The organism is Stenotrophomonas sp. 610A2 (genome assembly GCF_030549615.1).
In the GTDB taxonomy this organism is placed as follows: domain Bacteria; phylum Pseudomonadota; class Gammaproteobacteria; order Xanthomonadales; family Xanthomonadaceae; genus Stenotrophomonas; species Stenotrophomonas pigmentata.
Map to the genome: position 1 here is coordinate 1857208 of NZ_CP130832.1, position 12813 is coordinate 1870020.

The 12813-nt window shown below is 64.9% G+C and carries 13 protein-coding genes; 6 read left to right on the forward strand and 7 right to left on the reverse strand.

Annotated features, from left to right (window positions below):
• Positions 1-18 precede the first annotated feature (18 nt).
• The gene (locus Q5Z11_RS08455) at positions 19-441 is read right to left on the reverse strand and encodes an HIT family protein (protein ID WP_303749587.1); all 423 of its coding nucleotides are present in this window, start codon (positions 439-441) and stop codon (positions 19-21) included.
• Positions 438-1097, reverse strand: coding sequence for a dienelactone hydrolase family protein (locus Q5Z11_RS08460; protein ID WP_303749588.1), 660 nt, complete (start codon positions 1095-1097; stop codon positions 438-440). Before Q5Z11_RS08460 ends, Q5Z11_RS08455 begins: the two co-directional genes overlap by 4 nt.
• A 295-nt stretch (positions 1098-1392) precedes the next feature.
• Here Q5Z11_RS08460 and rimO point away from each other — a divergent pair, with 295 nt between their 5' ends.
• Positions 1393-2754 (forward strand): 30S ribosomal protein S12 methylthiotransferase RimO, encoded by a 1362-nt coding sequence (gene rimO, locus Q5Z11_RS08465; RefSeq protein WP_303749589.1) that lies wholly within the window; start codon positions 1393-1395, stop codon positions 2752-2754.
• Positions 2751-3590 (forward strand): DUF3025 domain-containing protein, encoded by an 840-nt coding sequence (locus Q5Z11_RS08470; RefSeq protein WP_303749590.1) that lies wholly within the window; start codon positions 2751-2753, stop codon positions 3588-3590. Before rimO ends, Q5Z11_RS08470 begins: the two co-directional genes overlap by 4 nt.
• Here Q5Z11_RS08470 and greB read toward each other — a convergent pair.
• The 3 genes from greB to Q5Z11_RS08485 are packed head-to-tail and all read right to left on the reverse strand — an operon-like array spanning position 3571 to position 6058.
• Positions 3571-4077: a transcription elongation factor GreB gene (gene greB, locus Q5Z11_RS08475; RefSeq protein ID WP_303749591.1), complete on the reverse strand. Its 507-nt coding sequence runs from the start codon at positions 4075-4077 to the stop codon at positions 3571-3573. The two genes, Q5Z11_RS08470 and greB, sit on opposite strands and share 20 nt — an antisense overlap.
• On the reverse strand, positions 4074-4556 hold the full coding sequence (locus Q5Z11_RS08480) for a hypothetical protein (protein WP_303749592.1): 483 nt from the start codon (positions 4554-4556) through the stop codon (positions 4074-4076). The genes greB and Q5Z11_RS08480 overlap by 4 nt, the downstream gene beginning before the upstream one ends.
• On the reverse strand, positions 4553-6058 hold the full coding sequence (locus Q5Z11_RS08485; RefSeq protein WP_303749593.1) for a helicase HerA-like domain-containing protein: 1506 nt from the start codon (positions 6056-6058) through the stop codon (positions 4553-4555). Before Q5Z11_RS08485 ends, Q5Z11_RS08480 begins: the two co-directional genes overlap by 4 nt.
• 123 nt (positions 6059-6181) lie before the next feature.
• Here Q5Z11_RS08485 and Q5Z11_RS08490 point away from each other — a divergent pair, with 123 nt between their 5' ends.
• Complete coding sequence (locus Q5Z11_RS08490) at positions 6182-7759, forward strand: transglycosylase SLT domain-containing protein (protein ID WP_303749594.1); 1578 nt, start codon at positions 6182-6184, stop codon at positions 7757-7759.
• Positions 7760-7915: 156 nt separating this feature from the next.
• Here Q5Z11_RS08490 and asd read toward each other — a convergent pair whose 3' ends face one another.
• Complete coding sequence (gene asd / locus Q5Z11_RS08495) at positions 7916-8758, reverse strand: archaetidylserine decarboxylase (RefSeq protein ID WP_303749595.1); 843 nt, start codon at positions 8756-8758, stop codon at positions 7916-7918.
• Positions 8755-9402, reverse strand: coding sequence for an SCO family protein (locus Q5Z11_RS08500; protein WP_303749596.1), 648 nt, complete (start codon positions 9400-9402; stop codon positions 8755-8757). The genes asd and Q5Z11_RS08500 overlap by 4 nt, the downstream gene beginning before the upstream one ends.
• A gap of 215 nt (positions 9403-9617) precedes the next feature.
• Between Q5Z11_RS08500 and prmB the strand changes: the two genes are divergently transcribed.
• From prmB to Q5Z11_RS08515, 3 genes are all read left to right on the forward strand, one after another.
• Positions 9618-10547, forward strand: coding sequence for a 50S ribosomal protein L3 N(5)-glutamine methyltransferase (gene prmB, locus Q5Z11_RS08505; protein ID WP_303749597.1), 930 nt, complete (start codon positions 9618-9620; stop codon positions 10545-10547).
• A gap of 74 nt (positions 10548-10621) precedes the next feature.
• Complete coding sequence (aroC, locus tag Q5Z11_RS08510) at positions 10622-11719, forward strand: chorismate synthase (protein ID WP_303749598.1); 1098 nt, start codon at positions 10622-10624, stop codon at positions 11717-11719.
• Entirely contained in the window at positions 11712-12764 is a 1053-nt protein-coding gene (locus tag Q5Z11_RS08515; RefSeq protein WP_303749599.1) for a 2-hydroxyacid dehydrogenase, read from the forward strand. Before aroC ends, Q5Z11_RS08515 begins: the two co-directional genes overlap by 8 nt.
• The last annotated feature ends 49 nt before the right edge of the window (positions 12765-12813 follow it).

Sequence of the window (12813 nt, forward strand, 5' to 3'; positions counted from 1 at the left end):
CCGTAAAGAGGAAGGTGCTTATCGTAGCCGCTGGCGCCAGATTTCGACACGTTCGGCCAGCACTTCCGGATCGAAACGCTGTGCCTTGCCGCTGCCCCAGACCGGGCCGGGCCAGGCAGCATCGTTCTCGTTGCGGCCGATCAGGTGCACATGCAGCTGGCGCACGATGTTGCCCAGCGCGCCGATGTTGATCTTGCTCACGTTGGGTTTGTGCTTGAGGTGCTGGGAGATCTGGTTGATCTCGGCCAGCAGCAGGCGTTGCTGGGCGCCGTCCAGGTCGATCCACTCGCTGGCACCGGGCACACGCGGCACCAGTACGACCCAGGGAAAACGATCATCGTTCATCAAGCGGATCTGCGACAGGGGGCCGTCGGCGATCAGTACGCTGTCGGCGGCAAGGCGGGTATCAAGGACGAAATCGGACGTCACAGCTTCGGTCATCGCAGGTTCTCGCTGAAGAAGGCCAAGGTGCGTTCGCGCGCCAGGTCGGCGCTGGGTGCGTGGTAGTGCATGCCGACCTCGCGGTTGAAGGCGTGGTCGGCTGGATAGACATATACAGGCAAGTCGGGTTGCTTTTCACGGTGCGCTGCAACGGCGGCGGCCGGGATCGAGGCGTCCTGGTCGCCAAAGTGGAAGATTGCCGGGGCTTTGAACGCTGTATCCAGGAACGGCACATTGCGCGCACCGTAGTAGCTGGCCGAGGGCAGGCCCAGCCGTTGCGCGGCCAACATGGCGATGGTGCCGCCCCAGCAATAGCCGACCGTGCCGACCTTGCCATAGGACGCCAGCACGGCAGCGGCGGCTTCGACCACGGTTACCGCGCGGTCCACGCCCAGTTCGTCCACCAGCGCCTTGCCGCGGCTGACGCCTGCGGCGTCGTAGTCCAGCTGCAGGTCTGGTTCGATCAGGTCGAAAAAGGAGGGCGCAAGCACCGCATAGCCCTCGCCTGCGTACTGCTCGGCGACATGGCGGATGTGGGCGTTGGCACCGAAGATTTCCTGTATGAACACCAGGCCGGCACGCGGGGTGCCCAAGGGAAGGGCCTGCCAGGCGCGGACGGGGCCGAGTGGGGTGGGGAGGGTGATCCAGTTGGGCATTTGAAGACTCCGTGGTGGGGAACGACTCCCTTCTCCCGCGAGCGGGGGAAGGTGCCCGAAGGGCGGATGGGGGGAGCTTTTGGAGCGTGAGGTCTGCTTGCTGGAAGCTTCCCCTCACCCCAACCCCTCTCCCGCTCGCGGGAGAGGGGCTCTAGTCAGTCATTCCCGCGATGAGACTGATTATCAGCTCTCTCACGTATTAAGCCAGCCGCAGGGCGTCGCGGCCGTGGCCCGGTATACTGCCCGGCTTTCCGGCCTCGCTGCCATTCCGGCCCGGCCCCAGGATTTCCAGATCATGTCCCAGCTGAACCCCAAAGTCGGCTTCGTCAGCCTTGGCTGCCCGAAGGCCCTAGTCGATTCCGAGCGCATCCTCACCCAGTTGCGGGTGGAGGGCTATAGCATCGTGCCGTCCTATGACTCGGCCGATGTGGTGGTGGTCAATACCTGCGGCTTCATCGACTCGGCCGTGGCCGAATCGCTGGACGCGATCGGCGAGGCGATGAACGAGAACGGCAAGGTCATCGTCACCGGCTGCCTGGGCAAGAAGGGCGACATGATCCGCGAGCATTACCCGGACGTGCTGTCGGTATCCGGCCCGCAGGACTACACCACGGTGATGGAGGCGGTGCATGCCGCGCTGCCGCCCAAGCATGATCCGTTCGTGGATCTGGTGCCGGACTACGGCATCAAGCTGACCCCGCGCCACTACGCCTATCTGAAGATTTCCGAAGGCTGCAACCACCGCTGCAGCTTCTGCATCATTCCCTCGATGCGTGGCGACCTGGTATCGCGCCCGGTCGACGAGGTGCTGCGTGAGGCCGAGCGCCTGGTCAAGGGCGGCGTGCGCGAGTTGTTGGTGGTGTCGCAGGACACCTCGGCTTATGGCGTTGATCGCAAGTACGCGCCGGGTACCTGGCGCGGCAAGGAATACGCCACGCGCATGAAGGCACTGTGCGAAGGCCTGTCCGAGCTCGATGCCTGGACCCGCCTGCACTACGTCTATCCTTACCCGCACGTCGACGACGTGGTGCCGTTGATGGCCGAGGGCAAGATCCTGCCGTACCTGGACATCCCGTTCCAGCACGCCAGCCCGCGCATCCTCAAGCTGATGAAGCGCCCGGGCGCGGTCGACAAGACCCTTGAGCGCGTGTTGCGTTGGCGCGAGATCGCGCCGGACATCACCGTGCGTTCCACCTTCATCGTCGGCTTCCCGGGCGAGACCGATGCCGAGTTCGAGCAGTTGCTCGATTTCCTCGATACCGCCCAGCTCGACCGCGTTGGCGCCTTCGCCTACTCGCCGGTGGAAGGTGCAACGGCGAACGCACTGCCAGACCAGGTGCCGGAAGAAGTGAAGCAGGAGCGTCTGGCCCGGTTCATGGAGAAGCAGGCTGCCATCTCCGCTGCCCGGCTTGAAAGCAAGATCGGCAGCGTTCAGCAGTGCCTGGTCGATGGCATTGAAGATGGCATTGCCGTTGCTCGCTCCAAGGCCGATGCGCCGGAGATCGACGGTCTGGTACATATCCAGAACGCCGTCGAGGCCAAGCTGCGCGTCGGCGAGTTCGTCAACGTCGAGATCACCGACAGCGATGAACACGATCTGTTTGGCGACGCGCTGATCGAGACCAAGGCCGCGCCGTTCGATATCAAGGTGCTGTGACTACAGCACCTGCCGCAGACGATGCCGGCCTTGGTCGGCGTCGGTTTGTAGCGCCATTGCGCGGGCAGGTGGATCCACGGTGCTTCGCCAACCCGCTGTTCGCGGGTTTCAGCGATTTCGAAGCCTTGCTGCGTTCCGCCGATTGGCCGGGCATGGCTGCGCTGAACGCACAGTTGCCAGTGCAGGGCAAGCGGTTCGTCACCCAGGACGATGCCCTGCTCGATGATGGCCTGCATTACGAGCAGCGTATTGCGCAGGGCCGCATCGCCACCCGCGCGCAGAACTGGCACGACCTGTTCAACGCGATGATCTGGGCGCGTCAGCCTGCCATCAAACGCGCGCTCAATGCGCAGCAATGCCTGCATATCGCGGCGATGGGGGCGAGCCAGCGCAATCGCGCGCAGGCGGCGCTGACCCAGTTCGATGAAACCGGGCTGATCGTGCGTGTTCGCGATGCAGGCCTGTTGATGGCATGGGACCAGCACGACTGGTCGGCGCTGTTCAATCTGGTCGTCTGGCGCGAAGGTGATATCGCAGTGTCTGCAGTCATCGGCCACGCGCTGATGGAGCAGGCCCTGTTGATCGAGCGCTTGCTGGTCGGCAAATGCGTGGTCGTCGTTGCTGACGACGACGCAGGCTGTGTTGCCGAAGTGGCCGCGGCTATCGCGGAGGGAAGGCTGCTGGCGGATCCAGCCGAGCTACGGCCGCTGCCGCTGGCGGGCATTCCAGGTTGGCATTCGCGCCAGGACGAGACCTTCTACCAACAGTCCGATTACTTCCGCCCGCTACGTGCGGGCCGAAGCTATCCGCCGCCGCTCAGCCTTCGCCGTAGCTGACGTCGATGATCGCGAAGCGGGTCAGTCCACTGGGCAGCTCCACCGCGAATTCATCGTCGATGCGTTTCTTGAGCAATGCACGCGCCAAAGGCGAGTCGATGCTGATCCAACCAGCTGGCGCATCGGTTTCATCGGGGCCGACGATGCGGTAGATCACGGTCTGGCCGGAATCCACGTTCTCCAGCTCCACCGTGGCACCGAAGAACACGGCTTCCGGATCGCTGGGCGTGGTGTCGACCACGCGCAGGGCTTCCAGCCGCTTGCTGAGGTAGCGCACGCGGCGGTCGATCTCGCCCAGCTGCTTCTTGCGGTAGGTGTACTCGGCGTTCTCCGAGCGATCGCCCTCAGCGGCCGCGGCGGCCAGCGCCTTGACCACTTCCGGCCGTCGTTGCCGCCACAGCTCGTCCAGCTCGGCTTTCAGCCGGGCATGGCCCTGTGGGGTGATCAGGGCGGTGCTTTTTTCTGCAGGGGGACGCCAACGGCTCACTTCTTCACTCTGTCCAGGGTGCTGCGGAAGTTGGTTGGGCTGCCGTCGGCATTGAGCAGTACCAGGACATCGGCGGATTCAAGGCCGAACAACAGGTCTTCGGTCTGTTGGTGGTCGTGGTGCAGGCGCAGATGTGTGCCGCCGTGCTCCAGCGACCATTTGCTCTCTACGAGCTCCCAGATCACGCCGCCTTTCAATGCGTAGCGGCCGTCGGGCCCGAGCTCAAGCGTGCGTGTTTCCACGCCACCGACGATGAAGGTCCCAGGCAGTGCTTCCGGATCGACCGCGATGTAGGCCGGTGCGGGTGCGCTGGGCGCAGCATCGTTGTCACTGGTCGCAACCGGCGGCGCAGCTTGCGTCGGTACTGCGGCTGCCGATTGGGCGGTTGCCGCCGGCTGCGATGCATTGCAGCCGGCCAGCAGCGCGGTCAACAGCACCGCGCTGGCCAGCCCGAAGTGGACGGTGCCGTGCCTGCTCAACGCTTGCTGCCGAAGATGCCGCCCAGGATGCCGCGCACGATCTGGTTGCCGAGCTTGGTGCCGACGGTGCGAGTGGTCTGCTTGGCCATGGTCTCGATCATGCCTTGTCGGCGTTTGGTGCCGAAGATCGCGTCCTTGATGCTCTGGCCAAAACCGCCTTCCTGCTCCTCGTCCTGTTGGCGGGTGCGGGCCTTTGGTGCCTGCGCCTGCTCGACGGCTTTCTCCGCGCGCTGTGCCAGCAGTTCGGCTGCGGATTCACGGTTGACGGCAGTGTCATAGCGGGTGCCGATCGGGCTGCCGGCGCGCACCTGCGCGCGCTCGGCGTCGGTGATCGAGCCCATCCGGCAACGTGGCGGGGCGATCAGGGTCTTCTGTACCGGCGAGGGAATGCCCTTGTCCTGCAGGGTGGAGACCAGTGCTTCGCCGGTGCCGAGTTGCGACAAGGTCGCGACCACGTCGAGCTTGGGGTTCTGCACGAAGGTTTCCGCCGCGGTCTTGACTGCCTTCTGGTCGCGCGGGGTGAAGGCGCGCAGCGCGTGCTGCACGCGGTTGCCGAGCTGGCCGAGGATGTTGCCGGGCACGTCATCCGGGAACTGCGAGCAGAAATACACGCCTACGCCCTTGGAGCGGATCAATCGCACCACCTGTTCGATGCGCTGTACCAGTGCTGGCGGGGCGTCGTCGAACAACAGGTGGGCTTCGTCGAAGATGAAGACCAGCTTGGGTTTCTCCAGGTCGCCCACTTCCGGCAGCTGCTCGAACAGTTCGGACAGCAGCCACAGCAGGAAGGTGGAGTACAGGCGTGGCTTGAGGATCAGCTGCGCGGCGGCAAGGATGCCGACCACGCCGCGGCCATCGTGGTTGACCCGCATGATGTCGGCCAGTTCCAGCGCCGGCTCACCGAAGAAGGCTTCGCCGCCGTCTTGCGACAGGCGCAGCAGCGAGCGCTGGATGGCCGCCACCGACTGCGCGCTGACCAGGCCATATTCGGTGGAGATGTCCTTGCGCTCCTCGGCAACCAGGCCGAGCAGGGCGCGCAGGTCATCCAGGTCCAGCAACAGCAGGCCACGGTCGTCGGCCAGCTTGAACACGATATCGAGCACGCCGGACTGGGTGTCGTTGAGTTCGAGGATGCGGGCGAGCAGGGTAGGGCCCATCTCGCTCACCGTGGTGCGCACCGGATGGCCGAGCTTGCCGTACAGGTCCCAGAACACCACCGGGCTGGCAGCCGGGGCAAAGCCATCGACGCCGATCTCGGCGGCGCGCTGGGCCAGCTTCTCGCCGCCTTCGCCGGCAACCGCAAGGCCAGCCACATCGCCCTTCACATCGGCCATGAACACCGGCACGCCCAACCGCGAGAAGCCCTCGGCCAGCGTCATCAAGGTCACGGTCTTGCCGGTGCCGGTAGCGCCGGCCACCAGGCCGTGGCGGTTGCCCAGGCGCGGGAGCAGGGTGACGGCGATGTCGTCGGTGACGCCTTTGCCGAGCAGGATCGGGTCCATGGAGGCACTCATTGATGAATGAAGGAAGGATTCTAACGGCCGACTGTATCGCTGCGGTGGCAATGTTGCCCCCGGGTCTGTCTGCCAGCTACCCTGCCTCACCTTTGTCATGCAGTGCTGCTGATGCCCGTATCCCTGTTATCTGCTCGTCGTTGGTCGCTGTTGCTGGCGACCTCGTTGTTGACCGTGGTCCCGGCCGCACAGGCGATCTCCGCCCGTGACAAGGTCAAGGTCGATGCCATCGAGGCGCGGATGACGGCGGCCGAGAAGCGTTACAGCGATGCGCTGGTGCTGGTTGCCAATGCCGACCCCAAGGGCACGATCGAGGGCGACGCCGCGCTGGAAGACATGGAAGACGTGATCAGCGCCTGCATCGCGCAGAAGGGCTGCCAGGTCAGCAATCTGCTGGCCACCTACAAGCGCCTGCTCAAGCAGCGCGCCGACGCCAGCGGCGAGGCGCAGGAGGAGGATGGCGGTCCGCTGGAGGCTGATCCGGACCATATCGCGCCGCTGGTGGCCGATGTGCCCGAAGCTGCCCGTGCCGCGGCCCTGCTCAACGATCACCGCCATGCCTTCGACGACATGGTCGAATACAACCCGGCGATCCAGGCCGGCATCCGCCGCTGGCTCACCGATATGCGTCCCTCGCTGCTGACCAGCTACGAGAACTACATGAACCTGCGTGGGATCATGTGGCCGGAATGGGAGAAGGACGGCCTGCCCGAGGCATTGCTGTTCGGCATCATGGCCAAGGAATCCAATGGTCGCGTGCATGCCTCCTCGCGTGTGGGCGCGGCGGGCCTGATGCAGTTCATGCCGGCCACCGGCCGCCGTTTCGGGCTGGGCCCGGACGGCACCGGCTTCGACACCCGCTTTGATCCGCGCAGCGCGGCCAGTGCCAGTGCCGATTACATGAATGAGCGCATGCGTGGGCTCAACAAGAATATCGAGTACGCCTTGGCGGCCTATAACGGCGGCGAAGGCCGTGCTGCGCGCATTTACCGCGAAACCGGTGGCCAGAGCTTCTGGACCGATACCTCGTACAACCAGTTCCCGGGCGAGACCAAGGACTACGTGCCGATGGTGATCGCAGCGGCGTGGATCTTCCTGCACCCGCAGCAGTACGGCGTCGAGTTCCCCAAACTCAACGCACAGCCGGCAACCCTGCGTTTGGCGAAGTCGACCACCATCTATGAGCTGACCATCTGCCTGGGCAGTACCGGTACCCGCGACGGTTACATGCGCGCGCTGCGCAACCTCAATCCGCGTTACGAGGCCGATGGCTGGATTCCGGGCGGCACCACCATCAATGTCACCACCCGCATTGCTGGCCTGTACAACCGCTACTGCGTCAGTGGCCCGCGCGCCGACCTGGCCCGTGCGCTGATCACGGCCGATCTGAATGCGGCGATCAAGCGGCCATCGGCGGCGACGGTTACCGGTAGCGTCGCGGTAGGCGATGTGCAGGCGATGCAGGCAGCGCAGGCCGCCGCACCTGTTGTCGCACCGCCACCGCGTCCGGCAGCACCGGCACGACGGGCAGCGCGCAGCTACAAGGTTGTCCGCGGTGACACCCTGGGCGCCATCGCCAACCGCTTCCAATGCGAAGTGCCAGCACTGGCGCGCGCCAATGGCCTGCGCGCACCGGCCTATGCCCTCAAGCCAGGGCAAACCCTGAAGCTGGAAGGCTGCGGTCGTTGAAACAGAAAGGGCGCCGAAAGGCGCCCTTTCTGTTTGGTTTTGTAGGAGCGGCGTAAGCCGCGAAGCTGGGGGGATTTCAGCGATCAGAGCTTCTGCAATCTGAGGGTCTATCTGCTTCGCGGCTTACGCCGCTCCTACAAACAAAACGCGCCGCTGTCAGCGCAGCTTTGCCAGCGGCTGGCCCAGCTGCACCGGGCTTTCCGCCTTCAACGACGGATCGAAATCCGCCACGCCCGGAGGCAACAGCATGATGACCGTCGAGCCGTAGTTGAAACGTGCCATCTCGGCGAAACGCTCCAGGGTGATGCCCTTGCCACGCCAGTCCTTGCGGGTGATGCGGTCGCCATAGGCGGGGATTTCTTCGCCGCTCCACACCGTTTCCACGCCGCTGACCAGCAGCGCGCCGACCATCACCTGCACCATCGGGCCGAAATCGGTGTCGAAATGGCAGACCAGGCGCTCGTTGCGGGCGAACAGACGCGGCACGCTGGCGACCGCGTCGGTGCCTACGCTGAACAGCCGACCCGGGACATGCACGGTTTCGCGCAGGGTACCGGTCCAGGCCATGTGCACACGATGGTAGTCGCGTGGTGACAGATACACGGTGGCGAACAGACCGTTGTTGAAAGGCGCGGCGTCGGCTGCATCACCCAGCAGCTCGGCGGCGGTGAAGGACTGGCCCTTGGCCTGGAAGATGCGGCCATCTTCGATCGGGCCGAGCTGGCTGATGCGGCCATCAGCCGGCATGGTCAGTGTGCGCGGATCGGCGGCGGCGACGCGGGCGCCCGGCTTCAAGGCGCGGGTGAAGAAGCTGTTGAAGCTGGGATAGCTGCGCGGGTCGGGGTTGGCGGCTTCGGCCAGATTGACGTTGAACTTGTTCGACACCGTGTCGATCAGCCAGCGCGAGATGCGCGGGTTCTGCGAATAGGCCAGCGAGCGGGCCATTGACGACAGCAGGCGGTGCGGCAGTACGTAGGTGAGGCTTGTAACCAGACTCATGGTGCGGTTTTCTCGGTGAGCTTCTTCAGGTCGCTGGCGATTGCCTGCGGGTTGAACGGGGGGCGCATCAGGCCGGCCAGCCGGCCCTGCGGGTCAAGCACGGCGATGCTGGCGGAGTGGTCCATGCTGTAGTCATCCGGGTTCTGCTCGAAGTGCTTGCCCGGTGCTTTCTGGAACACCATGCCCAACGAGGTGGCAAAGCGCTCCAGCGACGGCACGTCGGCAGTGGCAGCCAGGGTGTCCTTGTGGAAGGCATGGGCGTACTCGCCCAGGCGGTTCGGGGTGTCCCGTTCGGGGTCCACCGACACCAGCACCACGCGCGGGCGCAGGCTGTCCGGGATGGTTTCCCATTGTTTCTGGGCCTGGGCCAGTTCGGTCAGGGTGGTCGGGCAGACGTCCGGGCAGGAGGTGAACCCCAGAAACACCAGGGTCCAATGGCCGCGCAGCTCGCCCGGGATCAGGCGGGTGCCGTCGGACTGGGCCAGATCGAAGTCGGGCAGGGTGCGCGGAGTGCCATAGAACAGGATGCTGCTGGTGCCGTCCGTGCCCTTGTTGGCGGGGCCGAAGACCTTCTGCGCCAACAGCAGGCCGAGGCCGGCGGCCAGGGCGATGGCCAGGATGATGCCGGTATTTCGATTGAACATGCGCGCGGGCTTCCGTTCGGATACGGCGGCGGGACGGGTCGTTCGCCGTGGGCGGGATACGGGAGTGTAGGGGATTGCAGGCGTACACCCCGGCGGTTTGGCGGGCGTTTGCGCCCCTTTGGAGGGCCATTGCCGAAGTTTCGGCTGCAACTTGGCAATCAATATACCGGCCAGATGCCTATAATCGCAGACCTTTCAAGTATTTCCGTATTGCCATGACTGCCGAAGCGGCCGCTGAACTCCAAACGATCGTCGATCTGATCCGCTACGGCGCAAGCCGTTTCAATGCTGCTGGCCTGACCTTCGGCCATAGCTATGACAATGCCCTGGACGAGGCGACCCAGCTGACCCTGCACAGCCTGCACCTGCCGCCGGACCTCGGCCCGGCCTATGGCACGGCGCGGGTGCTGCTGGAAGAACGGCAGCAGGTGCTGGCGCTGTTCCAGCGCCGTATCGACGAGCGCCAGCCGGCAGCCTACCTGACCGGTGAGGCCTGGTTTGCGGGTTTGAGCTTCAAGAGTGACTCACGCGCACTGGTTCCGCGTTCGCCGATCGCCGAGCTGATCCTGAGTGGCTTCGAGCCGTGGTTGGCCGGTCGCGACGTCAACCGCGCGCTGGACCTGTGCACCGGCTCGGGCTGCATCGCCATTGCGATGGGCCATTACTACCCGAACTGGCAGGTGGACGGCAGCGACGTCAATGACGCCGCGCTGTCGCTGGCGGTGGAGAACAAGGAGCGCCTGCTCGCCCACAACGTGGAGCTGGTCAAGAGCGACCTGTTCGCTGGTCTGCAGGGCCGCGTCTACGACCTGATCGTCACCAATCCGCCCTACGTCACCAATGACGAGACCGATGCGCTGCCGAAGGAATACCAGCACGAACCGGACCTGGCCCTGCGCGCCGGCGACGACGGCCTGGACCTGGTGCTGAAGATCCTGCGCGATGCCCCGGACCATCTGACCGAAGACGGCTTGCTGATCTGCGAAGTAGGCGATTCCGAGCAGCATCTGATCAAGCTGCTGCCCGAGGTCTACATGTCCTGGATCGATTTCAAGGTCGGGCAGATGGGCATCTTCGCTGTCGAGGCGGCTGAGCTGCGTGCGCACCACGCACGCATCGCCGAGTTGGCTGCAGCACGTTCCTGAGTCACGCTTTTGCCGTCACTCCGCTTCTGCGGAATGACGGCAACGGCCGGCGTAACCGCAAGAGCACAACGGCATTGAATACATTCGGACAACTCCTCCGCGTCACTACCTTCGGTGAATCCCACGGGCCGGCCATCGGCTGCGTGATCGATGGTTGTCCGCCCGGCCTGGAAATCAGCCCCGAAGAGTTCGCCCATGACCTGCAGCGCCGTGCCACCGGCAAGAGCCGCCACACTTCCGCGCGGCGTGAGGCTGACGAGGTCGAGATCCTGTCCGGTGTCTATGAAGGCCGCACCACCGGTACGCCGATCGCGCTGCTGATACGCAACACCGACCAGCGCAGCAAGGACTACAGCAACATCGCCCAGCAGTTCCGCCCGGGCCATGCCGATTACAGCTACTGGCAGAAGTACGGCATCCGCGATCCGCGCGGTGGCGGCCGTTCCTCGGCGCGCGAAACCACCATGCGTGTAGCCGCTGGCGTGGTCGCCAAGAGGTGGCTGCTGCAGCGCTTCGGCGTCAGCGTGCGCGGTTACCTGTCGCAGCTCGGCGAGATCACGCCGGCCGGTTTCGACTGGAATGCGGTCGAAGAAAATCCCTTCTTCTGGCCCGACGCCAACCAGGTGCCCGAGCTGGAAACCTATATGGATGCGCTGCGCAAGTCCGGTGACTCGGTCGGTGCGCGCGTCACCGTGGTTGCCGACGGCGTCCCGCCGGGTTGGGGCGAGCCGATCTACGGCAAGCTCGATGGCGATATCGCCGCCGCGCTGATGAGCATCAATGCGGTCAAGGGCGTGGAGATCGGCGACGGTTTTGCCAGCGCCGCGCAGAAGGGCACTGAACATCGTGACCTGATCACCCCGCAGGGCTTCCAGTCCAACCATGCCGGCGGCATCCTCGGTGGCATTTCCACCGGCCAGCAGATCGTCGTATCCATGGTGCTCAAGCCTACCTCCAGCCTGCGCCTGCCCGGTGCCACGGTGGATACGGCCGGCAATGCGGTCGAGGTCATCACCACTGGTCGTCACGATCCCTGCGTCGGCATCCGCGCAACGCCCATCGCCGAGGCGATGCTGGCGTTGGTGTTGATGGACCAAGCGATGCGCCACCGCGCCCAATGTGGCGATGTCGGCGAGATGAGCCCGCGTATCCCGGGCCAGCGCAATGACTGACCGTCGTCCCCGCGTCTGGGTGTCGCAGCCCCTGTTCGACGACACCGTCGCGCAGTTGGCGGTGCATTGTGATGTGGTTTCCACACCCACGGTCACCAAGCACGACAGCGCCAGCCTCAGTGCGAATCTGGCCGGCATGGATGGCGTCCTGATCACGCTCAACGAGCGGATCGGTGCGGCCGAAATCGCCAATGCGCCCGCGTTGAAGATGATCGCCAACGTTGGCGTCGGCTATAACAATCTTGATGTTCCTGCGTTGAATGCAGCTGGCATCGTTGCCAGCAACACGCCGGACGTACTCACCGAAACCACGGCCGATCTTGGCTTCTCGCTGCTGATGGCGGCGGCCCGCCGCATCGTCGAATCCGACCGCTGGCTGCGTGACGGCAAGTGGGGGCAGTGGTCGTTCACCACCATGCTCGGCGCTGACCTGCATGGCAGCACCCTGGGTATCCTCGGCATGGGCCGGATCGGCCAGGCCATTGCCCGTCGTGGCCATCATGGTTTCGGCATGAAGGTGCTGTACCACAACCGATCGCAGCTGCCGGTCGAGCAGGAACAGGCGGTTGGTGCCAGCTACGTCGGTTTCGATGAACTGCTGGCCAGCGTTGACCATCTGGTTCTGGTGCTGCCGTATACCGCGCAGAACCACCACATCATCAATGCCGCCGCGCTGGCGAAGATGAAGCCGACCGCCACGCTGGTCAACATCGCCCGTGGCGGCATCGTCGACGAACTCGCCCTGGTCGATGCGCTGGCCAATGGCCGCCTGGCCTCGGCTGCACTGGACGTCTACGAAAACGAGCCGAACGTGCGCCCGGAACTGCTGGCGCTGGACAACATCGTGCTGACCCCGCACATCGGCAGCGCCTCGCTGGCAACGCGCCGGGCGATGGTGCAGGTGGCGCTGGACAACCTGTTGGCCGGCCTGGGCATCGGCGCGGATGCCGGCCAGCCCGTCAATGCCATCAACGCCGAATTGATCAGCAACGGCACCGCGCGCATTGCCGTGGCCGGCAAGAAAATCGACGACAAAAAACGATAGGGAGCCTCGGCAGCCGCGCGCTGGAGGTTCCCCGAACCTGGCTCGATAT

Bases quoted from the DNA above. Each gene is read 5' to 3' on its own strand.
- Q5Z11_RS08490 (WP_303749594.1), top strand. From the start codon at position 6,182: ATGCCCGTATCCCTGTTATCTGCTCGTCGTTGGTCGCTGTTGCTGGCG.
- Q5Z11_RS08515 (WP_303749599.1), top strand. From the start codon at position 11,712: ATGACTGACCGTCGTCCCCGCGTCTGGGTGTCGCAGCCCCTGTTCGAC.
- asd (WP_303749595.1), bottom strand. From the start codon at position 8,758: ATGAGTCTGGTTACAAGCCTCACCTACGTACTGCCGCACCGCCTGCTG.
- prmB (WP_303749597.1), top strand. From the start codon at position 9,618: ATGACTGCCGAAGCGGCCGCTGAACTCCAAACGATCGTCGATCTGATC.
- Q5Z11_RS08500 (WP_303749596.1), bottom strand. From the start codon at position 9,402: ATGTTCAATCGAAATACCGGCATCATCCTGGCCATCGCCCTGGCCGCC.
- Q5Z11_RS08485 (WP_303749593.1), bottom strand. From the start codon at position 6,058: ATGGACCCGATCCTGCTCGGCAAAGGCGTCACCGACGACATCGCCGTC.
- Q5Z11_RS08460 (WP_303749588.1), bottom strand. From the start codon at position 1,097: ATGCCCAACTGGATCACCCTCCCCACCCCACTCGGCCCCGTCCGCGCC.
- Q5Z11_RS08455 (WP_303749587.1), bottom strand. From the start codon at position 441: ATGACCGAAGCTGTGACGTCCGATTTCGTCCTTGATACCCGCCTTGCC.
- rimO (WP_303749589.1), top strand. From the start codon at position 1,393: ATGTCCCAGCTGAACCCCAAAGTCGGCTTCGTCAGCCTTGGCTGCCCG.